Below are 23831 nucleotides of genomic sequence, written 5' to 3' on the forward strand. Positions count from 1 at the left end.
TTTAAAAAAATGACCCTTATGCAGATAAAACTAATAAGGGCCGGCCCCACCATCAATCCTTTTCAATATTTTCTATAATGGCTGAAATGCCTTGGCCAACGCCTACACACATCGTCGCAAGACCATAGCGGACATTCCGCTTTTTCATTTCGTGGACGAGCGTTGTTAAAATACGCGCCCCGCTTGCACCGAGCGGATGGCCAAACGCTATTGCCCCGCCGTTGACATTCACTTTCTCCTGATCCAATTTCAATTGGCGGATGCACTCCAAGGATTGGGAAGCGAATGCTTCATTCAGTTCCACTAGCCCGATGTCTTCAATCGTCAAGTTTGCCCTCTCCAATGCTTTTTTAGTGGCATGAATCGGGCCAAGGCCCATAATGGACGGTTCTAAGCCCGCTACCGCCCCTACAACATATTTGGCCAGAGGTTTCAATCCAAGCTCCCGTGCTTTTTCTGCACTCATCAAAAGTAATGCCGAAGCTCCATCATTTACGCCTGAAGCATTACCGGCCGTTACAGTGCCGTCTTTAAAGAGCGGTTTGAGTTTTTCCAACTTTTCGATGGTCGTGTCAGGACGAGGGTGTTCATCCTTCTCGACAATGACTTCATTCCCTTTACGATCTGTATATCGAACAGGTACGATTTCATTAATGAAACGCTCATTTCCCACTGCTTTTTTCGCTTTTTGCTGGCTTTGATACGCGAATTGATCTTGGTCCTCCCTTGAAACCGAAAAACGCCGGGCGACGTTTTCAGCCGTTTGAGGCATCGAATCCGTACCATACATTTCTTTAAGTTTCTCATTCGTGAAGCGCCATCCGATCGTTGTATCCTGAAGCTCCATTGAACCCCGCGGAAATTCACTTTCAGGTTTGGCCATGACGTACGGCGCCCTTGTCATGCTTTCGGTACCGCCTGCGATATAAATATCGCCTTCACCTACAGCAATGGAGCGTGCAGCATACATGACGGCATCCAGTCCTGATCCACACAAACGATTTATTGTCGTTCCGGCCACATTTACCGGAAGACCAGCTAAAAGGGCGGACATCCTGGCCACATCGCGATTATCCTCTCCTGCTTGATTCGCATTCCCGAAGATGACATCTTCAATTTGATCTGGCGGCAGCTCTGGATTGCGATCGGTCAGCGCCTTGATTACAATTGCACCGAGGTCATCCGGGCGAACGCTTTTCAAAGCTCCTTTATATCTTCCGATTGGTGTTCTCACGGCATCAATAATCACAACATCGTTCATTTCTTCACCAGCTCGCCATCTTTTGTATAATCGTACACACCTTTACCTGTCTTACGGCCGAGCCTGCCAGCTTTAACATACTGTTCAAGGAGAGGGGCAGGGCGGTATTTTTCACCAAGTTTACTATGTAAATATTTTAAATTATTCAAACGGGCATCCAATCCCACCAAATCACCTAGCTCAAATGGTCCCATTGGGTAATTCAGCCCTAACTTTATTGCCTTATCGATTTCTTCTGGTGTACCTAAACCTTCTTGAAGCATAAAGAACGCTTCATTACCAACCAAACAGCTGATCCTGCTGGTTACAAACCCAGGGAATTCATTAATGACCACGGTTTCTTTTCCCATCTTTTTGGCTACCTCTTTTATTATGGCTGCCGTTTCATCACTGGTTTCAAGACCACGTACAATTTCAACGAGCGGCATCTTTTGTACAGGATTGAAAAAATGCATGGCAATCGTTTTTTCAGGACGCTTTCCATAAGAACCAATTTCAGTAGGACTCATCGTGGAAGTATTGGTTGCAAAGTAACAGTCTTCTTTTGCATGAACTTCAATCGTTTCGAAGACTGCCCTCTTAATTTCCGCCTTTTCCGGAACTGCCTCTATGATCAGGTCGGCATATGCTGCTGAATCTTTCAAATTGGAAGAATAGGAAAATCTGCTTTTTGCAGCTGCCGCTTCTTCCTGGGTGATTTTTTGGTAGCGTACACCCTTCTCAAAAATTTCATCGATCTCTTTTCTTGCACTTTCCAAAGCATCCTGATTCACATCCACCAGTACTACATCAAAGCCTCCTGTTGCTCCTGCATAAGCTATTCCCCTGCCCATGACACCAGATCCGACAATCACTAGATTTCTAATCATTCGTTCATTCCTCCTTCAAAAATAAATAGGGCTGGCTACGATGAATCAGATCAGCATTCATCCATTCCTGAATTACTTTTCCGACATACCGATCAGCCAGCCACCTATTTTATGTTTTATTGAATTCCAAAGGGATTTAAGGGACGGCTTCCATGATAGGAAATGATGCTTTTCGTTTCTGTATAAAGATCAAGTGTCTCAATACAAAGTTCCCGGCCGAATCCTGATTGTTTATACCCTCCGAAAGGTGTTCCAGGAAATGCGGAGAATGGGCAATTCACCATGACGATTCCCGCTTCTATTTGATTGGCCACTCTAGTCGCACGCCCGCCATCTTTTGTCCATAGGGCTGAACCCAAACCGAATTCCGTATCATTTGCGAGTCTCACGGCTTCTTTTTCATCTTTGAATTTCATTATGACAACGACCGGCCCGAATATTTCCTCTTTCACTACATCCATTTCATGATTGACATTGGCTATGACCGTCGGCTCATACCAATAACCGTTTTCGAAACCTTCAATGACAGCTGGCTTTCCTCCTGTCAGGATTTTCGCTCCATCAGTAATGGCAGATTGCACATAATTGTCGATGACAACCAATTGCCCTTGATCTATGACTGCACCGACGTGTGTTTCTTTGTCGAGTGGATTGCCCAATTTCAATTTTTTCGTTTTTTCCACGAATCTGGCAACGAATTCGTCGTATATGTCTTCATGTACGTATAAACGGGATCTAGCTTCGCAAGATTGTCCAGTATTGTAGAATATGCCATATAATGATCCATCGATAGCTGCTTCAAGGTCCGCATCTTCAAAGACAATATTAGGGGACTTCCCGCCAAGCTCCAATGTTACCCTTTTTAATGTCTGTGATGCTTTGCCCATGAGATCCCTGCCGATTGGCGTAGAACCCGTGAAGGCCACCTTATTCACTTTCGGATGCTCGACAAGGTAATTCCCTACGTCCGATCCTGGACCTGGAATGATATTGACCACGCCGGAAGGAACACCAGCTTCCAAACAGATTTCCCCTAATACAATTGCCGTCAATGGCGTTAACGAGGCTGGCTTAACAATGACCGAACAGCCAACTGCAATTGCAGGTGCAATTTTCCACGCTGCCATCATCATAGGGTAATTCCAAGGGATGATTTGAGCACAAACACCTACTGGCTCTTTTTCCGTATAGTTATGGAATTGACCAGGTACATTATTGACAGATCCTCGGTGTGCAACCAAAGCGCCTGCATAAAACTCGAAATCTTCAATTGCCTGCATGACTTGGCCTTGCGCTGCAGAAATGGATTTGCCGCTGTTCAGAACTTCCAATTCAACCAATTCATTAAAGCGTGAACGCATGATTGCAGCAATTTTGTTCAATACACGAGAACGTTTATTAATCGGAGTCCTCTTCCATTTCCCATTATCAAATGCTTCACGTGCAGCTTGAACAGCTTTTTCTGCATCTTCAGTTGTTGCCTTTGCTACCTTGGCAATGATTTCACCAGTTGCTGGATTGTACGCGTCAATCGTGGAACCATCGGAGCTTTCCACTCTTTCTCCATTAATGATCAGATGATAATAATCACGCTTCATTTCCGCTTTTTCAAATGCCGCCTCTTGAACTCTTACCATGTAATCCCACTCCCTTTTCTATATTACTTGCCTATGAATTGAGCCTTCCTTTTTTCAATGAATGCTGCCACACCTTCTGCATGATCCTTCGTTAAGCCAGCAATTCGCTGACCCTCCGCTTCTTCTTTTAAGTATTCTTCCAATGAAAGGTGATAGGACGCCTCTAAGTATCTTTTGATTAACCCGATTGCTTTCGTTGGCTTGTTCGCGATATTCTCTGCAAAGGCTTTCAATTGCTCGCTCCATTCCTCCACACCGATCACTTTTGTAGCGAGCCCGATATTTTTCGCCTCGGCAGCCGTAACCTTTTCCCCCAATAAAGATAATTCCAAGGCTTTCGCATGACCAATGATCCGCGAAAGGTAATACAGATTCCCCGAATCAGGTATCAAACCGATATTGACAAAAGCATTTACAAAACTGGCTTTTTCAGAAACAAGCCGGAAATCGCATGCCAGTGCCAGGCTGAAGCCAGCCCCTGCAGCCACTCCATTGACTGCAGCAATGATCGGTTTTTCACAGTTTGCTATTTGCTCCATCATCGGACCGTAGTCTTCTCGCAGAATCTGGCCTAAATTCATGCCCTCATCAACATCCGATAAATCTTGCCCCGAACAAAAGGCCCTGCCTTCCCCTGTAATGATAATGGCCCGCACTTCATCTGACCCCGCAGATATTTTGATCGCTTTCTGTATTTCCTTATTCATTTGGGACGTAAAGGCATTAAGTTTATCAGGACGGTTCAAAGTAAGCCAAGCCACTCCATTTCCAACCCCATATTTGATCGTTTCGTACATAGAGCACCCCTTATCCGCCTGTGAATTTTGGCTCCCTTTTTTCAACAAATGCTTTCATTCCTTCTTTTTGGTCCTCTGATGCAAAAAGAATATAGAAGTTCTTCCGTTCAAATTGCATGCCCTCATTTAAAGGATAATCAACTGCCTTATTGACGGATTCTTTGATCAGCCTCACTGCTAACGGGGGTTGCTTTGCTATCTTTCTAGCAAAATCAACCGTTTCTTCCATTAACAATTCAGGTGCCACGATCTTATTAATGAAACCATATTGCAGAGCTGTTTTTGCCTTTATCCTTTCAGCTGTCAACATCCATTCAAGTGCCTTTGTCTTGCCTACCAATTTCGTCAACCTTTGAGTTCCTCCTGCACCAGGCATGACCCCAAGTGTCACTTCCGGAAAGGAAAACTGGGTATCGCTGGCGGCAATCAGGAAATCGCAGGATAATGCAAGTTCAAAACCGCCGCCGAATACAAAACTTTTCACCGCCCCAATCACAGGCTTCTTGACTAGGCTTATTCGGTCCCAATCAGCAAATTGGTTCGTTAACTCCATACTGATTGGATTGTCGTTCACCATCTCGTCAATATCAGCTCCAGCGGAAAATGCTTTTCCATTGCCCGATAGCAAGATCACCTTCACTTGTGGGTCCCGGTCGAACTCTTCCATGGTTGAAACTATTTCCCTCACCATTTTCCTGTTAAGGGCATTCAGTTGCTTCGGCCGATTTAAAGAGATATGACCAATGCCATCCGCGATTGACGTTTCAATGAATTGAAGCGCATTCATTTTATTTCTTCGCCGATCATCATCGTTACAAGTTTCCCGGCAAAGCCCATTAGGTCTTTCCCTGATGCTTTTCCTTCCGGGGAACGCATTCCTTGCTGCAATGCTTCGTGGTCTTCATAATACATTTCACAAAGAATGTAATACTCGGAGTCTTTGCCCATTGGGGTCCCTACAATTTTAGTGACCTCCATTTTTTGAAGACCTGGAATTTTTTCCGTTATCGGACCATGTACATTGAAATAGTGCTCATCGAACTCTTCCTTGTTTTCAGGTTGTTTGTATAGGGCGATTAACTTTACCATTTTATAAAACCTCCATTTTATTAGATTATTTTTATCATCGGTTTCATCGCTTCGAACGGATTTTTGCATGCTTTACAATATAAAATGCTGCGGCAGGCCGTTGGACCGAAGATATTTTCCATCGTGACATATGTCGATTCACAATATGGGCAATCCACATGCCATGATCCATCACTTTTCATTTGTCGAGGAGGAGGGGAGATTCCGAAAACCTTCAATCCAGCTTTCCCCTTTTCCGTAATTCTATCGGATGTCCAGGAAGGGGAACGTAAAAATTCCACACTTACATTTTTTACGGCAGGCAGCTGTCGGAGGGCTGTTTCCACATTTTTTTGAATGATCGACAATGCCGGGCACCCAAGAAAAGTTGGCAGCATTTTTACCGAAACGTCCTGGCCCGAAACCGTCACGTCTTCAACCATCCCTAAATCCAGAATACTTACTGTATCGATTTCGGGATCTTTAACGTCTTCCAGGAGCTTATAAATTTCTTCTGTGTTTATCTGTATGGCCGACATGGTACCCCTCCCCTTTCCATTGATTCACCATGAAGCTGCTTTATCGGTTGCGTACACTTCACTTAACGTGTCTAGCGCCTTTACCAAATCTTCCGTATGCTGCCCATTACGACCATCACCTCTTGCCATGCCTATTTCAATAGTTGTTGCTAAACCTACACTTTCAAAAATTGGGGAGATAGCCTCGATCCATTTTTTCTGTAAGTCAGCTTCGCCTTCTATCAAGCCAAGCTCCACCATTTCCTCTCCATATTGTCCAAGGGAAAATACGCCGGCAAAATCCGGCATTGTTTTCCCAATCGCCGCTTTCATTCTCGAAACCGCTTCCAAGTGGCCAGATCCCAGCAATTGGACGAACCATGTTTTCCAGTGCATCAAATGATAGTAAAGTTCCATCTGTACCTTTTGTGCCACTTCAGCAAGCGGTTCATATGAACATGAACGAAGGGATTGAACCTTAATCGCTTTGGCTTGGGTATAAAAATAATTCCGCACTACCGCAAACGCCCAATCATATTCCGGGTCTTTCATATAGTAACCAGGACCATTGACCAATTCGAGAATGATCGCATTGCGCCGTTCCTTGGCGGGACGGTCGTGAGCCAATTTATCAGCATCCCCTTCGCCGAGTTCATCCAGTAATTTATAATATATGGCTGCATGCCCCATCGTGTCTTGAGATATCGAAGCGGATGCAACATCTTCTTCGATATGCGGTGCGAGTCCAAGCCATTCTGCACCACGGTATGAATGGATGAAATCATCGTCCGCCAGTTGAAGCAGCAATTCCTTGATTGCGATGTCCTTCAATGATTCATTCCTCATTTTTCACACCTCCAGCCCAAGACATTATCTCTTTTTCATCGAGCATTCCCTGCTCATATTTCCGCCATTTTTTCTTTAAATACCCGTACCCTTTTGTGGTCCTGTAATCTTTATTATCAATACGTTGAAGCGTTTTCTTTTCCTCGATCGTCATTTTCCGTATATGCTGTCTTTTCACGACCCAGATATCATCAACCGCTTCACGTCTCATGAAGTTTTCTTGCGCCATCATGATGGCGATATCCTCATTTGGGGCCAACAGGCTGAAGTGGTATTGAACGGGTGATGATTGCGTTTTACGGCTGAATACTTCAAATTCTTCAAAGTAACTTCCTTGTCTAGTTTCCATATCGTCCTTCCCCCTCCATTAGATGACCTTTGGCGCCAATGCTTCACGTACCCATTTATTATTTTCATAAGAAATTCTTCGAAGGCTTAAGCGATCCTGCGAACGGGGGCCTTCATTCCTTGCGAACACCTTCAATTTCCCCCAATCGGGTTGTTTGTAAATCCAGGTTTCAGATGCTTTATCAAATCTAAGCGTTTCATCGGGAATGCTAAAACCGAGTGAAAGGATCCGCTTCACATATTTAGAAAAAAAGGCTTGTCGAAGCTCTTCATTCGTACTGGTTCTGATTCCGTACTTAATCGTTATATCCTGTTTGGATGTGCCCACTTCATTCTTGCTGGGAGGTCCAAAGAAAAGTAATAAAGATTCCCACCAATAATCGATGGAGTCTTGAACCAATTTCCTTTGTTCTTCCGTCCCTTCAGCCAAAGCCATGATTATCGCTTCACCATGTTGGGCGTGAAAAACTTCTTCCGCGCAAATCCTTTGTAACGCCCGGGCATAAGGTCCGTATGAGGCGCCAAGCATGTTCGTCTGGGAAATGATGGCTGCACCATCAACCAGCCAGCCAATCAATCCAGCATCGCCCCAGGATTTGGCTTCCATATGGAAAACATTATGAAACTTTAAATCTCCTTTAAACAAATCTTGCATTAGGTCATCCCGTTTTTTTCCGTACGGCTTTAGCAAATCTTCGGCGACCCGAAGCAATAATTGCCCATGCCCCATTTCATCCTGCACCTTTGCCATGATTCCAAGTTTTCTATTTAAGGTCGGGGCTTTAGGCACCCATTCCTTTTCTGGAAGCGCCCCCATGATTTCACTGATTCCATGCATCGATATTAACTTGATTAAAGTGCCCCGGTATTCTTCCGGCATCCAATCATCCGCTTCTATCTTTTCTCCTGCTTCGATTCTGGCAATGAATTGATTTAGCTTTTCTTCTCCTGCCATATCATTTAAAAGAACGTTCATCCAAATCACCTCATTTTATAATATAACGTTTATATAACGTTATTATATTTTATTGTTATATTCAATGCAAGACTATTCTGTCTTTTTTCATATTAAAAGGAAATTATCAGTGGATTTCACGAATCTTTTAATCCACTAAAACTTTAAAGGGCGAAGTTCCCACTTTAATTGAATCTGTTGGGCAGCCTTCCATTGCATCATCCAGATCATCAAATAGATCTTCCGCGACCTCTGCAGTTCCTTCATTTTCATCCAGGATGACAAATGCCACCCCCTCATCATTGTAATCAAAGATTTCCGGGGCAGCAGCACCGCATGCACCGCAAGCAATGCAAGTTTCTTGATCAACAACTGTATATTTAGCCAAGATGCCCTCCTCCTTCTCTATTTCAGATTGGTCCTTATCTCCGCTTCCATTAAGAGATAAACCCATGGTTACCCACGAATGCATCCGCTTTATGTATCGCGTTTTCGCACCACTTGTTCGAGTTCTTTTGCTTCACGTATTTCAATCGGGACATAAGCAGTCATATACTGAACGTCAGAATTATGTTCATGAGCTCGGAATTTATAAACTAATGACTTCATCCTTCCGCTTATCAACGACACGAATGGCTTTTCCTTCTGAACGGGGTATGCTTTTTGGAATGTTGACAACAACATCCATCGTTACAAGACATGTGGATTTCAAATGATGCTGTATCGTTTTCCTTAATATCTCTACATTCCCATGCGTTAAGTCTTCTTCAATCTCCCTATAGAAATCGCTTTCAATTTCAATATGAAGTTCAACACCGTCCATGTTCCCCTTCTTAACGAGATGAATTTGATAATGAGGCACAATTCCCTCCATTTGGAATAATACACGCTCAATTTCAGAAGGAAATACATTCACTCCCCTGACTATGATCATATCATCCGTTCTGCCTTTAACACGTGACATTCTAGTGGTGGTACGCCCGCATTTACACGGTTCATGGGTAATTGAGGCAATATCACCCGTACGATAACGAATGATTGGCAGCGCTTCCTTTGTAAGGCTGGTAAAGACAAGTTCCCCATCTTCGCCGTCCTCCACCTGTTCAAGCGTGTCCGGGTTAATGACCTCGACAAGAAAATGGTCTTCTGCGATATGCAGTCCATCCTGTGCTTCATGGCATTCTATCGCAACCCCAGGCCCCATGATTTCACTTAGTCCGTAAATATCGATGGCTTTCAAATTCAGTTTTCTCTCAAGTGTTGCCCTCATTTCCTCTGACCATGGCTCAGCTCCGAAAATCCCATACTCAAGCCCATTATTTGCAGGATCAATTCCCATCTCTTCCATCTTTTCGGCGATATTCAAAATATAAGTAGGGGTTCCACAAATGCCGCGCGGTTTAAAATCATTGATGATCGTAATCTGCCGATCGGTATTCCCCCCTGAAATGGGGACTGTCGCAACTCCTAGCTTTTCTGCACCGCAATGCAAACCAAGGCCCCCGGTAAACAGACCATATCCATATGCGTTATGGAAAATATCTGACTTGCGACCTCCTGCAGCTACAATTCCACGTGCGACGATTGTTGCCCAGTTTTCCAAATCATTTTTCGTATACCCGACAATTGTAGGCTTTCCGCTTGTTCCGGATGAACCATGAATGCGTGTGACATCCTCCATCGGAACGGCGAATAAACCGAATGGATACTGATCACGAAGAGTCTGTTTTTTTGTAAAGGGTAGCTTTATCACATCGTTTAGGGTTTGTATATCTTCTGGTTCCAAGCCCATCTCCATAAATTTTTCCCTGTAATAAGGTACATTTTCATATACATGGCTTATCGTTTTTTTTAGGCGAGCCAATTGTAAACGTTCCATTTCAGCACGCGAAGCCGTTTCAATTTCCGGATTGTACATTGTTTCAGTCCCCCTCAATTTTACTATTGTCCCATCTGACATACATAACGGTAATAAAACGGAGATTAAATTATTGTTATGATCCATTTCAAGATTAATACGTCATTTCTACGTTGTCAATAATGTTTTTTAAATTCAGAAAAATGACCGAACAAACAAAAATATTAATTTACTAAATTTTCAGACTATGTTAATTTTAACAATGATATATCATTTTATCAAACCTTCGTTTTAAAAACGTACTACAACAAAAAGGGGGCTTACTATGGAATCACCAGCTAAAAATGGGCATTCACCATCAGGTCATGACAGCGGAAATAAGTATCGTCAATTAATTGAAACGGAAGAATTCAAGTATTTGCTTCAAAAGAAAAAGGCTTTCATCGTACCTGTCACTCTCTTCTTTCTTGCTTTTTATTTTGTTCTGCCTATTTTAGCTGCTTATAGCGAAGTATTGAAAGGTGAAGCTTTTTTCAATATTACTTGGGCGTGGGTATATGCACTTCTCCAATTTGCCGTCGTATGGTTAGGAGGAATTGTCTATATCAAAAAAGCAGCGAAGTACGACAAGCTGGCTAAAAATATCTTGAAAAAATATGAGAAGGAGCTTGGCTAATGAGCATTTTATCCCTCACACTTTTTTTGGGCATCATTTTGTTAACGCTTACAATAACCTATTACTCTTCTAAGAAAACGAAAAATGCCAGTGATTTTTATACTGCCGGCGGCGGATTGACAGCATGGCAAAATGGATTGGCCGTAGCAGGTGACTTTATGTCAGCCGCTTCTTTCCTGGGAATTACAGGTGCAATCGCACTGATTGGTTTCGATGGCTTTTACATGAGCATCGGGATCCTTGTTGCCTTTCTTGTCTTATTGTACCTTGTGTCGGAACCACTTCGCAATCTAGGTAAGTTTACGCTCGCAGACATGATTTCAGCACGCTTCAAATCAAAAAAAGTGCGAGGGATAGCTGCCGCCAATACACTTGTCATTTCAATCTTTTACATGATTGCACAACTTGTTGGTGCAGGGGGATTAATTAAACTGCTGCTCGGCATCGAGTATTGGCTATCCGTCCTACTTGTCGGTGTGCTGATGACGATTTATGTAATTTTCGGCGGGATGCGAGCGACAAGCTGGGTGCAGATCACCAAAGCGGTTCTCTTACTAGGCGGTTCCGCTGTGCTGACGTTCATCGTATTTTCCCGTTTTAATTTCAACGTTTCAGAGATGTTCCATCATGTCCAAACTGCAACACCACTCGGAAAGGAATTTTTGAATCCTGGAAATAAATACACCGATGGACTAGACATGATTTCATTTAATATGTCGCTTGTCCTTGGAGCAGCAGGTCTTCCGCATTTACTCGTCCGCTTCTTTACAGTAAAGGACGCAGCTACTGCAAGGAAATCCGTCGTATATTCGACATGGTTTATAGGGATATTTTTCATCATGACGATTTTCCTTGGTTTCGGTGCTGCATCTTTCGTCGGTTTTGAGCGGATCGTCGCAGCAAACTCGGCTGGAAACATGGCCGCGCCCCTTCTTGCATTAACCATGGGCGGCGAATTTTTATTCGCATTCGTTTCTGCTGTGGCATTTGCCACGATTTTAGCGGTTGTATCCGGTCTTGTTTTAACGTCGGCATCCGCTTTTGCGCATGATATATACGGTGAAATCATCAAGGAAGGAAAGGTTACGGAAAAACAGCAAATGCTCGTCGCCCGAATGGCTTCTGTCGGCGTAGCTGTCATTTCGGTTTTACTTGCTTTATTTGCACAATCAATGAATGTCGCTTTTCTTTCAGTCCTTGCGCTCGGAATTGCTGCAAGTGCCAATTTACCGATCATCCTTTGCACAATATATTGGAAACGCTTCAACGCAACCGGAGCGATCACAGGAATGTTATTCGGGTTACTCAGTTCCATCATACTGGTCATGCTCAGTCCCAATGTATGGAATCCGGAACCTGGAATGGGTATTTTCACAGGCAATCCCCTCTTCACGATGAGCAACCCGACCATTTTCACCGTACCGCTTGGCTTTATCGGAGCCTACTTAGGGACAATCTTGTCAAAGGCAAAAGATGAGGAAAACAGTTTTCCTGAAGTACTGTTCAAATCTAACACCGGATATGGGATAAGTTCAGCAAAAGACCATTAATAAAAGGGGGATTTCCATGACCACACATTTAGATCAGGATATTCACGAATTGCATTATGACCAAATCAAACAAATACTGGTCGACGAACCATATGCTTCTTTTCTCGGGATGAGATTGACGAAACTCGGTCCCGGTACAGCGGAAGCAGAATTGATTCCAAGTGACCACATGCTAAATAGCCATGGAACGGTTCACGGTGCCATTATCTTTTCACTTGCTGATTATGTGTTCGCAGCAGCCAGCAATTCATATGGCAAAATAGCGGTTGGTGTTTCAAATAACATCAACTTCTTATCAGCTGGCAAACGGGGGGAGACTTTAACCGCTAGAGCGAAAGAGATAAAGAAAAACCATAAACTGGCATGGTATAAAATAGACGTGTTAAATGAAAGGGAATTGATCGCAACCATGGAAGCGATGGTATTCAGGAAAAATCAATATTTCGTCGACAAAGTTGAATAAGTAACGTTTTAAACCGGACAAGCAATCCACTTGTCCGGTTTCATTTCCCCTTGATTTGCACATGATACATACGCAGAGCTGATAAAAAGGGGGGGGATTCCCGATTCGGAATCCCCCTCCCTTATAATGAATTCATTTGCCCCGAACCTTTTTTTGCAAAGCCTTCTCCCTAGTTATTGACCGCAATACTGGAATCTATCACTTTTAACCACTCCCCACGCTCCCCTTCACTTATTACACCAGTCTGATAAACTATTTTCCCTTTATTAATGGTACCCGTGATTTGGCAAGGAAAGATATGGCCCATATAAACGCTATGCTTATGTTTCGCAAAAAAATTCGATTCCGAAACTTCATGCGTTCCATTAAGGGAAACGATAGCAAGGTCCGCATCCATCCCCTCCTTAATTTGTCCTTTCCTAGAAGAGAGACCGAATCTTTCAGCCGGTGCTGAAGCTGTCCACTCAGCGACTTTATGAAGCGGGATACCGTGTAAAACTGCCAATTCTATCATCGACATCAGCGAAAATTGCCCCCCGCTTATTCCGCCCCACGCTTCAAAAATATTATGTATGGCAGGATCTTTCAGCTCATAAGGGCATGGTGAATGGTCGGAGGAAATCATATCGAATTTCCCCTCCATTAAACAGGTAATCAATCTTTCTTGTTCTTCTCTTCCCCTTAGTGGGGGAGCACATTTTGCAACCGCGCCTTTTTCTATTAAATCATCCTGATTGAATAACAAATAATGCGGACACGTCTCAACCGTTACATCCAGCCCCTTTTGTTTGGCCGATTGAATTTTTTCTATGGCCAAATCACTGCTAATATGGACAAAGTGCAGCGGACAGCCTGTTAACTCTGCATATGTAATGGCACGTCCCACAGCCTCCGCTTCCGCTTGCACAGGTCTTGTAGCTGCATAATCATTCGCACTGAATAGTCCATTCTGCTCTTTTTCCTGCTTAAACCACTGAGTGATCGGATCACTTTCTGCATGAAGTGCCAAGACCTTGCCCAATTCTGCAATTTTCTTCATTCCATGTAAAAGGGTGAAATCATCCGCTCGCTCAAACTCCTCATTCCCCGTCGCTGAGAGAAAAGCTTTAAATCCAATGACTCCGGATTTGGCGAGACCCTCTAAATCATCGATATTTCCCGGGACCAATCCTCCCCATAATCCAAAGTCTATAACTGACTTCATCTTACCGATCTTGCCCTTTTCAAGGAAAGCCTTTCGATCGACGGTTGAAGGGATTCCATTCAACGGCATATCGAAATATGTGGTGCAGCCCCCCGCTGCCATCATTTGCGACCCTGTTACAAAGCCTTCCCAATGAGCGCGGCCAGGTTCGCTAAAATGCACATGGACATCAATCATACCAGGAAAGATATGCTGGCCACCCGCCTCATATTCTGCATCCGCTTTATCATCCAGACGATCCCCAACCTTAACAATCACCCCATCTTGGATGGCAAGATCAGCTTTCTTCACTTCATCAGGAAAAACTACATATCCATTGCGGATAATAAGATCATATATAGACACACGGACCACTCCTCCATAATATTTTTATATTCAAAGAGATTCCCTTGATGCAAGCACTTTCTCCGTCTTTCCCACATATACATCCAGTGCAGCCTGCAAAGCCTCTCCCCGATTAACTTGGAACCCCTGGCGCAAAAGGACAGCTTCCAAGGAGGCCAATACAAAGAGGATATTTTCTTTCCTACAACTGAATCCCATGGTCCCAATTCTCCAAATTTTCCCGTGAAGCGGACCAAATGAGGACGCGATCTCGATACTGAATTCATTCAACAGCATGGCTCTTACAGCTTCACCGTCGATTCCTTTTGGAATTTCGATGCAGGTTACACATGGAAGTTTGTTTTTCCCATCCCCGAATAACGTCAGCCCCATCGCCTTGATTCCTTCAACGAGAGCAGCTTCATGAAGTTCATGACGGGCAAAGCGCGTTTCCAGACCTTCTTCAAGCACAAGACGCAATCCTTCACGTAACGCATAAATCATGGAAGTCGCTTCTGTATGGTGGTTCAAACGGCGCGGCCCCCAATAATCCTGCAACATGCTTAAATCGAAATAATTACTGGTGATCGGACGGCGGACCGAAACCTTTTGGTTGTCTTCATCCGTCGCAATGCCACGTTCCACCTTTTTGCGGGACTGGATGATTTCTTCTATTCGCTCATTATACGTAATCGGTGCCATACCCGAAGGAACGGATAAGCACTTTTGTGTCCCGCCTATCAATCCATCAATACACCATTCATCCACCTTTACATCGGTGCCCCCGATGGAGGCAACCGCGTCCACCACAAGCAGTACACCCAATTCACGGCAGGCCAACCCGATTTCCTTCAAAGGCTGCATACAACCAGTGGAAGTTTCCCCATGGACGATCGCTGTTATTTTAGGGGAGACCTTCTTGATTTCCGCTATGACAGCTTGCGGTTCGAACACCTCTCCCCATGGACATTCCATAGTATGGACTTCAGCTCCGTATCGCTCACAAATTTCCACCAACAAGTGACCGAATCTTCCGAATATAGGAACCAGAACCTTATCCCCCGGCTCAATGATGCTGCATAGAATCGCTTCATTTCCCGATCTTGAGGTGCCATCTATAGGGAACGCCCATTTATTTTTCGTTTGAAAAACCAAACGCAGCATTTCCATCACTTCATTCATGATAGTAGTGAATGAAGGATCGAATTGCCCTAAAATCGGTGTGCTCATCGCCCTTAAGACACGCGGGTCCACTTCGACCGGGCCTGGTGTCATGATCGTTCTCATCGGTGCATTCAATTCTGAATATGCCATTTTACCCAACTCCTTTTAATAGGCTAATTTATATAGTATTTCACTTAAAACGTCGATTCCCTTTTCCATATCCGCAACACTCGTAAACTCCTTAGGCGAATGGCTGATCCCCCCCTTACTTGGAACGAACAGCAGGCAAGTCGGACAATACGAACCAAACACCTGTGCATCATGCCCGGCTCCGCTGACCATATCTTGGTAAGGTATATTTTTATCTTCAGCTATCTTTCGGACAAGGCGATTCATTTCCCGATCCATCGCGACAGGTTTGACATCCATCCATTGTGTAACCTCCAGCTTCATTTCAGCTTCTTTTGCCAAGGAATCGAAATTCGAAAAGATTTCCTGACAAAACCTTTCTAGAACAACTTCCTCGTAGTGCCTGATATCGAGACTGAACTCCACTTCACCAGCAATGACATTCGGAACATTTGGTTTAACATCCATTCTGCCGACCGTCGCAACTAAACCCGGATCCATATCCTTCGCTTTTTTCGTTAAAAAAGAAATGAATTCAGAAGCAAAACCAACTGCATCCTTCCTATAGGACATGGGAGTAGTGCCCGCATGATCACTCTCACCAATGATTTTCACCGTATAACGGCGCTGCCCGACAATATGGCTGACGACCCCAATCGTATTCCCATTCTTTTCAAGCACCATTCCCTGTTCTATATGAATTTCGACAAACCGTTCAATGTCATCGCGGACCGGGGTTATATAGGCTTCAGGTTCAAACCCTGATTTTTTCATGGCTTCCAAAAAAGGAATTCCTTCAGCATCCTTTAAATCCCTGACATGCTCAAGACCATAGACTCCTTTAATATTCCTCGATCCCCAAAACGTTAAAGGAAACCTGCTTCCTTCCTCCTCACAAAAGGAAACGACTTCAATCGTCTTCCGCGGCTTCCCATAGGCTTTATACAACCTCTTAACTGCCAGGAAACTAGCGACGACCCCATATGCACCGTCATATTTCCCTCCATCCTTGACCGTGTCTATATGAGAGCCGGTCAGAATGGTTTCACCGGAGGGGCCCGTTCCCTCAAGCCTGCCAAACAAGTTGCCTACACTATCAAAATATGTAATAAGGTTTTCTTTTTCCATCTCAGCTTTCATTGCCTGCTGAGCGCTCATCCACTCCTTGGAATATAATAACCGGGTCACCCCATCACTCTCCGTTGCCCCGAAAGATGCTAACCATTCAATCATCGAAGCAACTTCGTCCTTTTCATTTATGGACTTTTCGATTTGAATGCCCATCACATCGCCTTCCTTCCAATATCCATTCATGTTATGAATATTCACAAATTTATGTTATCTATTATTTTACTTGCTTTCACCTATAACTTCATTGACATATTTATTAGTATTTCGGTGTTTTTTTGTGCAAAATAACCAAACAATAATATCTGCAATAGAAGAGGATGCCCTTTTAACAGGGGCACCCTCTTCTCCTCAACTTGTATAATTCGCACCTAAGCCCAATTCCCTCAAGAGCTGACGATAAGCGATCGACGTCTTATCTGCCGCGATATGCGCTTCCGCTTGCAAATCGAGAGGCAGCTCCTCCGGCTTTTGATTTTCCACCATTTCCTTATCTTCATTGAAAATCTGTAAATTGAATGCATAGGTATCCTCAATCGGGGCATCTAAATCAAAGTTACGGGCCATCGGCGAAAACATTCTTGTCTTTCGCGCCGAAACCGGACTGGCACAGTTCAGGATATGAAGTTTTCCATCCCGCGGGAAATGGACGGTAAGCCTGGCCGCCAGCGGTGGATAGATATCAAAAACTCGCAGCCATTCAAAGTCGGTAGGTTCTAAATGCTGCATGCCTTTTCCGTAATTACTGACAGAACTTAAGTATTCCACATGCAGGCCATATTCCGTTTTTTCCACCTTATAGCTAGGAACGATAGGATTATTGCGATCAGCGAAGCTTTCCGAATGAACCCAAGCAAAATGGGACACATCCAAAAATCCTTCCATCTGCCGGCCGGCTGACCCTGCAATGTCTATGGATGGCGGCAGGATGTTCAAATATTCCTCATCATCCCAGGCAGGCAACTTCGGAATATCCTCTTTATCGCTCGCAATCGATGTCCAAACCAAACCGTAACGTTCTGCCGTGGGATAAATATTAATGCAAAGACGCGGGGATATTTTAGCATTGGGATGCGCAGGTATCCCCGTACAATTTCCTTCCGGGCCATATCTGAAACCGTGGTAAGGGCATACGATTTCATCACCTTCCACCCACCCCATGCTTAATGGCACACCGCGATGCTGACAAAGGTCCCTTGCAACGATAATCTTCCCATTGGCCCGATAAAGGACGAGGTGCACATCCAGAAGTTTAATGCCCATCGGTTTTTCCGACACCTCTTCCACTGTAGCTACAGGAAACCAAAATTGCGATAATACATCCCAGTCCTCATTGCTGAATGTGCATTCTTTTGGAAACGGCGTCACTCTTTTTTTCTTACTGGAAGTAACTGTGCCTTCACTCATTTTATCGTCTCCCTTATCCTTACATTTTTTTATAAACATTAACAAAATTCAGATAACACGTCACTAATGATGTAATGAAATCTAACACACAAATACTTTTTATTTTTCCTGACAACCCAAACAATGTAATTTGTAGGATATGCCAAAGGATTTGTATGATATGATAATGAAAATCCGCAAAATCATGGTATAAACATCAGTAACCGCACTAAATAATTCCCTGGATTCATACACGCTTTATTTATAAAAGCACACTCAATACTCTAATTTCCCAAAATGAGGTGTTTCAGATGAAAGTTACCGAACTTTTAACATTGCCCGCATTAACCGGCATGCATTTAATAGCCGGAGGAACAGGAATCGAACGGGTAGTCCAAACAGTCAATATGATGGACGCTCCGGATATCATCAACTTTTTAAAACCAAATGAATTCCTTGTAACAACGGCTTATCACGTAAAGGACAAGCCACACCACTTGTCATCACTCGTCGCAGCGATGGCAAAACAAGGCTGCGCCGCCCTTGGGATAAAGACAAGAAGATACCTAAAAGAAATACCTGAAGACGTACTGGTTCTTGCCAACGATTTATCCTTTCCAATCATCGAACTCCCTGCAGAATTGTCACTCGGGGAAATCATCAACCATACATTACGGGGGATTTTGGATCAACGTGCAGCGGAATTGACTTTTGCCATGGAAACACACAAACAATTCACAAACTTAATCATGCGGGGGAAAGGGATTCAAAAGCTGCTTGATCATTTATCGGATATGATCGGATACCCCATCTTATTAGTTGACCAGTACCTAAAACCGATATTCCATCCAATCTCAACATCCGGAATTATTCCAATAATCAAAAAAATGAATGAAGAGGGATTCCGATTCCATAAAACCAAAACGTCATTCTTTTCGTTTTCATCCCTTTCCAATAAACAACCCTATACCGTATTCCCCATCTATTTGAATGAAGAAAAATTTGGTTATTTGACGATATCAGGAGAAATCAAGACTAGCGATAACCTCATAACATTGACGATAGAACAGGCAACGAATGTCATTTCTTTCGCCTTGTTGAAAGAGCATGCCCTTAAACAGCATGATCGGAATATCCGAAATGATTTCTTCCTTCATTTTCTGGATGGCAGTTTCTCCTCCCAAGAGGAAATCATAAATCGAGCAAAAGAGTTTTCCTTACACAATGAACAAACCTATATATGCGCAGTCGGAAAGATCGATGAATCCGAATCGGACATCAGTTACACACAGCTGCAACGAAGGGCTGATTCGATATACGAGTTTTTGGAAGATGAACTTCGCCTAACACCTAATCCGATTCACCTCTTTACAAAAGGCAAAAAATGCATTCTGTTATACGAAGTGAACGAAGTCTCTGCTGATGTTCTCCAAATTGTCGAAACTTCGCTAAAATCCTTGCAAAGGATAACAGCCAGCCAGTTCGGCTGCACGATTTCTTTCGGCATGAGCCATATGAGCCCGAGTTTTTTACAGACCAAGAACGCTTACAAAGAAGCGAACGACTCCCTTCTCGAAGGAGGACTTTCGAAAAGAACCGCATACATCCAAATATTCCGGACGAAGGATATTATGGAATTATTGAGAATCATCCCAGAAGAAGACCTCATGAATTTTTACCATTTTTCACTACAGGGATTTTCAAAGGTTTTCACCGAGGAGGAGCAATCCTTATTACAGACATTATCTGTCTATCTCGAAACGCATTGCCAAATATCCGAAACTGCCAAAAGATTATTCGTACATCGGAACACCGTTGTATACAGACTCGAGAAGTGCGAAGAGCTGCTCGGCAAGAGCCTAAAAGATTCAGAGGCCACACTCCAGATTCGGCTTGCCCTTCGCATTAAATCCTTACTTAATTTATAAAAAGACACAACCTCCCTTCACTTTATGCAAGTTGTCTATATACACACCCCAAAATTGTACAATCTAACTAATGACAATTTTCTGATTTTTCATTATGATGATATTATTCATAACAAAATCACGTGATATAAAATGACACGTTATTAGAGAAGGGAGTTTTTTTATGAATGACAGAATTAATAAGTCCAAAGTCTTCTCGTTAGGTCTTCAGCACGTTCTTGCCATGTATGCCGGTGCCATCTTGGTGCCAATCATCGTCGGAGGGGCATTAGGATTCAATTCCCAACAGCTCTCCTACCTTATTGCCATTGATCTATTGACCTGCGGGATCGCTACATTATTGCAATCTTGGAAAAATAAATATTTTGGCATTGGCCTCCCGATAGTTTTGGGAACTTCTTTCGTCGCAGTCACCCCCATGATATCCATCGGCAGCAATTATGGCATTTCCGCTATCTATGGATCAATCATCGCCGCTGGATTATTCATCATTTTTTTCTCCAACATATTTGGTAAACTGCTTAAATTATTCCCGCCTGTCGTGACCGGTACCGTCGTCATCATCATTGGATTATCATTAGTACCCACTGGCATAAAGAATATGGCTGGCGGTTCCGGCAGCAAAGACTTTGGTTCAGCCGAAAACTTGATGCTTTCTTTAGGAGTCCTCGCTGTTATTCTGTTAATCAATCGCTGCTTCACTGGATTCATTCGCTCCATTTCCGTTCTGATCGGCATCATAGCAGGAACGATTGCTTCAACGTTTTTTGGAAAAATGGACTTTTCCACTGTTACCGAGGCTTCTTGGTTCCATATCCCTGCTCCCTTGTACTTTGGTACACCCACCTTTGAAATAGCCCCCATACTTACGATGATGTTGGTTGGCACTGTCATCCTGGTAGAATCCACTGGCGCATTCCTTGCTCTCGGAAAAATAACTGGCAGGGAATTGGGTGAAAAAGATATTGTCAAAGGCTACCGTGCAGAAGGCCTGGCATTCACTTTAGGCGGGATCTTCAATGCCTTTCCTTATAGTACCTTCGCCCAGAATGTTGGCCTCGTTCAATTATCCGGAGTGAAAAAAAGAACGATCACCACCGCAGCCGGCTTCATTTTAATCGGGCTTGGACTTGTACCGAAAATCGCGGCACTTGCTACACTCATTCCTACTGCCGTCCTCGGGGGTGCTACAGTCGTCATGTTCGGAATGGTCGTTTCATCAGGAATTAAAATGTTGAATGACGTCGATTTCTCGGATAATGCTAATTTATTGGTCATAGCTTGTTCAGTCTCGCTCGGACTTGGCGCCACCGTCGTTCCCGAGTTATTCTCAAGCCTGCCGGAAGCAATCCGTATCGTTGTCGGTGATGGAATCATCACGGGAAGCCTGACAGCCATCATCCTGAATGTAATCTTGACTCCGCGAAGGAAAAAGGCAGCCGATAGTACCATCCCTGATGCAGATCAGTTCATGGCAAAAAGTATATAAAAAGGAGCATGAAAATGATTACTCTTAAGTCACTAAATGCACTAAGCGATAAGGAGTTCACGAAGTTCCTTGGTGATACTTTCGAACATTCACCTTGGATTGCAGAAAAGTCGGCAGCCAATAGGCCCTTTTCATCCATAATCAACCTGCATCAATGCATGGTGGAGATTGTAAGCAATTCATCAAAGGAAGAAAAGTTAACGTTAATCAGGAAGCATCCGAACCTTGGGGACAAAGTTGAAATGAGTGAAGATTCGATTAAGGAACAGCATGGCGCCGGTTTAAAGGACCTTACTGCCGATGAATACGAAAATTTCATATCATTGAACCAGCACTATCTGAATAAATTCGGCTTTCCATTTATCCTCGCTGTACGCGGCAAAGATAAAAATGACATATATCAATCGATGAAAACTAGGATTCACCATTCTGAAACAGCCGAGTTCGATAAGGCTCTATCTGAAATTCATCAAATTGCCCTATTTCGTTTACAGGATAAAATCAAAATTGAAGGAGAGAATTCAATGAAAAATAAATCAGCCGCACAAACACTTAGCTATGGAAAAGGGAATGTTTTTGCCTATAGGACCTATTCAAATCCCTTAACCGGAATCAAACAAATACCAGAATCCACTTTTTCAGGCAGAGATCATATCATTTTTGGCACCAATGTAAAAGTTTCCGTTGGCGGCTCCTCTTTTCTTCCCTCCTTCACGGAAGGGGACAATTCCATGGTCATCGCGACAGATTCGATGAAAAACTTCATCCAAAGGCATTTAGCGACATTCAAAGGGGCAACTTTAGAAGGCTTTGCTTCATATGTGTCAGAAGCCTTCCTGAATAAATATCCACAAATCGATACTGTTAAATTGATTGCCGAAGATATCCCTTTCGAAGCTGTGACTGAAGCAACGGACCCCGTTTTGAAACAGAGTGACCTGGTATTCAAAAAGTCCCGCAACGAACGGGCCAAGGCTGCCGTCGAAATCATCCGCGGGGAAAATGGCAGCGAAATCGTCCAGCAAAGCAGCTCCATCCTCGACCTCCAATTAATCAAAGTAAGCGGGAACTCTTTTGTCGGTTTTGTCCGTGATGAATATACGACGCTTCCCGAAGATGGAAATCGTCCGCTTTTCATCTATTTGAATCTCCATTGGGTCTATGAGGATCAAAAGGATGCATTCGGCGTGGATCCTTCTAAATACGTAGCTGCTGAACAGGTAATCGATATTGCTACATCCGTTTTCCACGAAATGGAGACTCCTTCCATCCAAAATCTGATTTATGAAATCGGCTGCCGTATTTTAACAAGATTCCCTCAGCTTCTTGAAGTTACATTCGAATCCCAAAACCACACATGGGATACAGTCGTTTCCGAAATCCCGGAATCCAATGGAAAAGTATATACAGAGCCGCGCCCACCATACGGTTTTCAGGTCTTCACCATTAATAAAGAAAATCTCGATAATAACAAAATCCTGGCTGCTGCTGAAGAAAACATCGGTTAAGGAGTATTTATGCCTGGTATAACAACACATATATTGGATTTAATGCATGGCCATCCGGCCGAAAACGTGACGATTGAATTATACTTTTCCGAATCATCCACATCTGACTGGCAGTTGCTCAAGTCAGCTGTCACAAATACAGACGGGAGGCTCGATGCCCCGCTGCTGAACGCAGAAAACACTAAAATGGGAAACTACGAAATCGTTTTTCATATCGGGGATTACTTCCGGAATAAGTCCATCGAGCTTCCTGAACCTCCCTTTTTGGACCAGGTCCCCGTCCGTTTCGGATTATCTTCCCCATCCTCTCATTACCATGTGCCCCTGCTCGTTTCCCCATGGGGCTATCAAATATATCGGGGAAGTTAAAGAAACTGCTGGAGAAGACCTTCTCCGGCAGTTTCTTGTTTGATCGATTACAGTCTGGATTTTAAAACACATAACAAAACCCCACCTGTTCCCAATAGCAACTGGTGGGGTTTCTAACTGGCTTCTACATCTACATCAACCGGGAGGTCCATCTTGTGCAATCACGTCCTTTCATTTAAACGGCTAATTTACTGTATTCATCCAACTGGTCTTTAGTTAAATTTTTGATGAAGCGGTCGAAGTTTATCGACTCGATTTCATACCTTTCACAAATCTTTAAATAACTTTCATAGGCTTTATCCTGAATGTTCATCATCTTGACTCCTCCTTCTGTTATATAACAATAAATTTAACTT

The 23831-nt window shown here is 43.6% G+C and carries 24 protein-coding genes; 7 read left to right on the forward strand and 17 right to left on the reverse strand.

Annotation, left to right across the window (positions count from 1 at the left end; all coding sequences use genetic code 11):
* Window positions 1-52: 52 nt before the first annotated feature.
* The 12 genes from ACFX4I_RS11310 to ACFX4I_RS11365 form a co-directional block, all read right to left on the reverse strand.
* On the reverse strand, window positions 53-1261 hold the full coding sequence (locus ACFX4I_RS11310; protein WP_377420632.1) for an acetyl-CoA C-acyltransferase: 1209 nt from the start codon (window positions 1259-1261) through the stop codon (window positions 53-55).
* Complete coding sequence (locus ACFX4I_RS11315) at window positions 1258-2130, reverse strand: 3-hydroxyacyl-CoA dehydrogenase (protein ID WP_377420634.1); 873 nt, start codon at window positions 2128-2130, stop codon at window positions 1258-1260. Before ACFX4I_RS11315 ends, ACFX4I_RS11310 begins: the two co-directional genes overlap by 4 nt.
* A 116-nt stretch (window positions 2131-2246) precedes the next feature.
* Window positions 2247-3767 carry an aldehyde dehydrogenase family protein gene (locus tag ACFX4I_RS11320; protein WP_377420636.1) on the reverse strand — a complete coding sequence of 507 codons (1521 nt, stop codon included), beginning with the start codon at window positions 3765-3767 and terminating at the stop codon, window positions 2247-2249.
* A 23-nt stretch (window positions 3768-3790) separates the two neighbouring features.
* Window positions 3791-4564 (reverse strand): enoyl-CoA hydratase-related protein, encoded by a 774-nt coding sequence (locus ACFX4I_RS11325; RefSeq protein ID WP_377420638.1) that lies wholly within the window; start codon window positions 4562-4564, stop codon window positions 3791-3793.
* Between the two features lie 10 nt (window positions 4565-4574).
* Window positions 4575-5351, reverse strand: a complete 777-nt coding sequence (locus tag ACFX4I_RS11330; RefSeq protein ID WP_377420640.1) for an enoyl-CoA hydratase/isomerase family protein — start codon at window positions 5349-5351, stop codon at window positions 4575-4577.
* Complete coding sequence (locus tag ACFX4I_RS11335) at window positions 5348-5653, reverse strand: EthD family reductase (RefSeq protein ID WP_230302802.1); 306 nt, start codon at window positions 5651-5653, stop codon at window positions 5348-5350. The genes ACFX4I_RS11330 and ACFX4I_RS11335 overlap by 4 nt, the downstream gene beginning before the upstream one ends.
* 20 nt (window positions 5654-5673) lie before the next feature.
* Entirely contained in the window at window positions 5674-6171 is a 498-nt protein-coding gene (gene paaD / locus ACFX4I_RS11340; RefSeq protein ID WP_230302801.1) for a 1,2-phenylacetyl-CoA epoxidase subunit PaaD, read from the reverse strand.
* 24 nt (window positions 6172-6195) lie between these two features.
* Window positions 6196-6996 (reverse strand): 1,2-phenylacetyl-CoA epoxidase subunit PaaC, encoded by an 801-nt coding sequence (paaC, locus tag ACFX4I_RS11345; RefSeq protein ID WP_230302800.1) that lies wholly within the window; start codon window positions 6994-6996, stop codon window positions 6196-6198.
* Window positions 6986-7345, reverse strand: a complete 360-nt coding sequence (gene paaB, locus ACFX4I_RS11350; protein WP_230302799.1) for a 1,2-phenylacetyl-CoA epoxidase subunit PaaB — start codon at window positions 7343-7345, stop codon at window positions 6986-6988. The genes paaC and paaB overlap by 11 nt, the downstream gene beginning before the upstream one ends.
* Window positions 7346-7363: 18 nt before the next feature.
* Window positions 7364-8320 (reverse strand): 1,2-phenylacetyl-CoA epoxidase subunit PaaA, encoded by a 957-nt coding sequence (gene paaA, locus ACFX4I_RS11355; protein ID WP_230302798.1) that lies wholly within the window; start codon window positions 8318-8320, stop codon window positions 7364-7366.
* A gap of 127 nt (window positions 8321-8447) precedes the next feature.
* Entirely contained in the window at window positions 8448-8687 is a 240-nt protein-coding gene (locus ACFX4I_RS11360) for a ferredoxin (RefSeq protein ID WP_230302797.1), read from the reverse strand.
* 201 nt (window positions 8688-8888) lie between these two features.
* Window positions 8889-10217, reverse strand: coding sequence for a phenylacetate--CoA ligase family protein (locus ACFX4I_RS11365; protein ID WP_377420643.1), 1329 nt, complete (start codon window positions 10215-10217; stop codon window positions 8889-8891).
* Between the two features lie 265 nt (window positions 10218-10482).
* On the opposite strand from ACFX4I_RS11365, the gene ACFX4I_RS11370 reads away from it, so the two are divergent.
* From ACFX4I_RS11370 to ACFX4I_RS11380, 3 genes are read left to right on the forward strand one after another with little or no spacing between them, the layout of a single operon-like run.
* Window positions 10483-10833, forward strand: coding sequence for a DUF485 domain-containing protein (locus ACFX4I_RS11370; RefSeq protein WP_377420645.1), 351 nt, complete (start codon window positions 10483-10485; stop codon window positions 10831-10833).
* Window positions 10833-12383, forward strand: coding sequence for a solute symporter family protein (locus ACFX4I_RS11375; RefSeq protein ID WP_377420647.1), 1551 nt, complete (start codon window positions 10833-10835; stop codon window positions 12381-12383). Before ACFX4I_RS11370 ends, ACFX4I_RS11375 begins: the two co-directional genes overlap by 1 nt.
* Window positions 12384-12399: 16 nt before the next feature.
* Window positions 12400-12846, forward strand: coding sequence for a PaaI family thioesterase (locus ACFX4I_RS11380; RefSeq protein ID WP_230302793.1), 447 nt, complete (start codon window positions 12400-12402; stop codon window positions 12844-12846).
* A gap of 169 nt (window positions 12847-13015) precedes the next feature.
* Here ACFX4I_RS11380 and ACFX4I_RS11385 read toward each other — a convergent pair whose 3' ends face one another.
* The 4 genes from ACFX4I_RS11385 to ACFX4I_RS11400 form a co-directional block, all read right to left on the reverse strand.
* Window positions 13016-14395 carry an allantoinase gene (locus ACFX4I_RS11385; protein WP_377420649.1) on the reverse strand — a complete coding sequence of 460 codons (1380 nt, stop codon included), beginning with the start codon at window positions 14393-14395 and terminating at the stop codon, window positions 13016-13018.
* A gap of 30 nt (window positions 14396-14425) precedes the next feature.
* Window positions 14426-15688, reverse strand: a complete 1263-nt coding sequence (locus tag ACFX4I_RS11390) for a pyridoxal-phosphate-dependent aminotransferase family protein (RefSeq protein WP_377420651.1) — start codon at window positions 15686-15688, stop codon at window positions 14426-14428.
* A 15-nt stretch (window positions 15689-15703) separates the two neighbouring features.
* Window positions 15704-16951 (reverse strand): allantoate deiminase, encoded by a 1248-nt coding sequence (allC, locus tag ACFX4I_RS11395; RefSeq protein ID WP_377420653.1) that lies wholly within the window; start codon window positions 16949-16951, stop codon window positions 15704-15706.
* Window positions 16952-17146: 195 nt separating this feature from the next.
* Window positions 17147-18202 carry a Rieske 2Fe-2S domain-containing protein gene (locus ACFX4I_RS11400; RefSeq protein WP_377420655.1) on the reverse strand — a complete coding sequence of 352 codons (1056 nt, stop codon included), beginning with the start codon at window positions 18200-18202 and terminating at the stop codon, window positions 17147-17149.
* Between the two features lie 290 nt (window positions 18203-18492).
* Here ACFX4I_RS11400 and ACFX4I_RS11405 point away from each other — a divergent pair, with 290 nt between their 5' ends.
* The 4 genes from ACFX4I_RS11405 (at window position 18493) to uraH (ending at window position 23475) form a co-directional block, all read left to right on the forward strand.
* Window positions 18493-20109: a PucR family transcriptional regulator gene (locus ACFX4I_RS11405; protein ID WP_377420657.1), complete on the forward strand. Its 1617-nt coding sequence runs from the start codon at window positions 18493-18495 to the stop codon at window positions 20107-20109.
* A 163-nt stretch (window positions 20110-20272) separates the two neighbouring features.
* The gene (locus tag ACFX4I_RS11410) at window positions 20273-21598 is read left to right on the forward strand and encodes a nucleobase:cation symporter-2 family protein (RefSeq protein WP_377420659.1); all 1326 of its coding nucleotides are present in this window, start codon (window positions 20273-20275) and stop codon (window positions 21596-21598) included.
* Between the two features lie 14 nt (window positions 21599-21612).
* Complete coding sequence (gene pucL / locus ACFX4I_RS11415) at window positions 21613-23106, forward strand: factor-independent urate hydroxylase (protein ID WP_377420661.1); 1494 nt, start codon at window positions 21613-21615, stop codon at window positions 23104-23106.
* 9 nt (window positions 23107-23115) lie between these two features.
* Window positions 23116-23475 (forward strand): hydroxyisourate hydrolase, encoded by a 360-nt coding sequence (gene uraH, locus ACFX4I_RS11420; protein WP_377420663.1) that lies wholly within the window; start codon window positions 23116-23118, stop codon window positions 23473-23475.
* 175 nt (window positions 23476-23650) lie between these two features.
* Here uraH and ACFX4I_RS11425 read toward each other — a convergent pair whose 3' ends face one another.
* Entirely contained in the window at window positions 23651-23791 is a 141-nt protein-coding gene (locus ACFX4I_RS11425; protein ID WP_157831099.1) for a hypothetical protein, read from the reverse strand.
* Window positions 23792-23831 lie beyond the last annotated feature (40 nt).

Source organism: Peribacillus sp. YIM B13472, from assembly GCF_042788005.1.
Taxonomy (GTDB): domain Bacteria; phylum Bacillota; class Bacilli; order Bacillales; family DSM-1321; genus Peribacillus; species Peribacillus simplex_E.

Coding starts and splice junctions, on each gene's coding strand:
- ACFX4I_RS11335 (WP_230302802.1), bottom strand. CDS start 5,653: ATGGTAAAGTTAATCGCCCTATACAAACAACCTGAAAACAAGGAAGAG.
- ACFX4I_RS11390 (WP_377420651.1), bottom strand. CDS start 15,688: ATGGCATATTCAGAATTGAATGCACCGATGAGAACGATCATGACACCA.
- ACFX4I_RS11365 (WP_377420643.1), bottom strand. CDS start 10,217: ATGTACAATCCGGAAATTGAAACGGCTTCGCGTGCTGAAATGGAACGT.
- pucL (WP_377420661.1), top strand. CDS start 21,613: ATGATTACTCTTAAGTCACTAAATGCACTAAGCGATAAGGAGTTCACG.
- allC (WP_377420653.1), bottom strand. CDS start 16,951: ATGGGCATTCAAATCGAAAAGTCCATAAATGAAAAGGACGAAGTTGCT.
- ACFX4I_RS11380 (WP_230302793.1), top strand. CDS start 12,400: ATGACCACACATTTAGATCAGGATATTCACGAATTGCATTATGACCAA.
- ACFX4I_RS11410 (WP_377420659.1), top strand. CDS start 20,273: ATGAATGACAGAATTAATAAGTCCAAAGTCTTCTCGTTAGGTCTTCAG.
- ACFX4I_RS11315 (WP_377420634.1), bottom strand. CDS start 2,130: ATGATTAGAAATCTAGTGATTGTCGGATCTGGTGTCATGGGCAGGGGA.
- ACFX4I_RS11370 (WP_377420645.1), top strand. CDS start 10,483: ATGGAATCACCAGCTAAAAATGGGCATTCACCATCAGGTCATGACAGC.
- paaD (WP_230302801.1), bottom strand. CDS start 6,171: ATGTCGGCCATACAGATAAACACAGAAGAAATTTATAAGCTCCTGGAA.
- uraH (WP_377420663.1), top strand. CDS start 23,116: ATGCCTGGTATAACAACACATATATTGGATTTAATGCATGGCCATCCG.
- paaA (WP_230302798.1), bottom strand. CDS start 8,320: ATGAACGTTCTTTTAAATGATATGGCAGGAGAAGAAAAGCTAAATCAA.
- ACFX4I_RS11400 (WP_377420655.1), bottom strand. CDS start 18,202: ATGAGTGAAGGCACAGTTACTTCCAGTAAGAAAAAAAGAGTGACGCCG.
- ACFX4I_RS11405 (WP_377420657.1), top strand. CDS start 18,493: ATGAAAGTTACCGAACTTTTAACATTGCCCGCATTAACCGGCATGCAT.
- ACFX4I_RS11375 (WP_377420647.1), top strand. CDS start 10,833: ATGAGCATTTTATCCCTCACACTTTTTTTGGGCATCATTTTGTTAACG.
- paaB (WP_230302799.1), bottom strand. CDS start 7,345: ATGGAAACTAGACAAGGAAGTTACTTTGAAGAATTTGAAGTATTCAGC.
- ACFX4I_RS11330 (WP_377420640.1), bottom strand. CDS start 5,351: ATGAATGCGCTTCAATTCATTGAAACGTCAATCGCGGATGGCATTGGT.
- paaC (WP_230302800.1), bottom strand. CDS start 6,996: ATGAGGAATGAATCATTGAAGGACATCGCAATCAAGGAATTGCTGCTT.
- ACFX4I_RS11310 (WP_377420632.1), bottom strand. CDS start 1,261: ATGAACGATGTTGTGATTATTGATGCCGTGAGAACACCAATCGGAAGA.
- ACFX4I_RS11320 (WP_377420636.1), bottom strand. CDS start 3,767: ATGGTAAGAGTTCAAGAGGCGGCATTTGAAAAAGCGGAAATGAAGCGT.
- ACFX4I_RS11425 (WP_157831099.1), bottom strand. CDS start 23,791: ATGATGAACATTCAGGATAAAGCCTATGAAAGTTATTTAAAGATTTGT.
- ACFX4I_RS11325 (WP_377420638.1), bottom strand. CDS start 4,564: ATGTACGAAACGATCAAATATGGGGTTGGAAATGGAGTGGCTTGGCTT.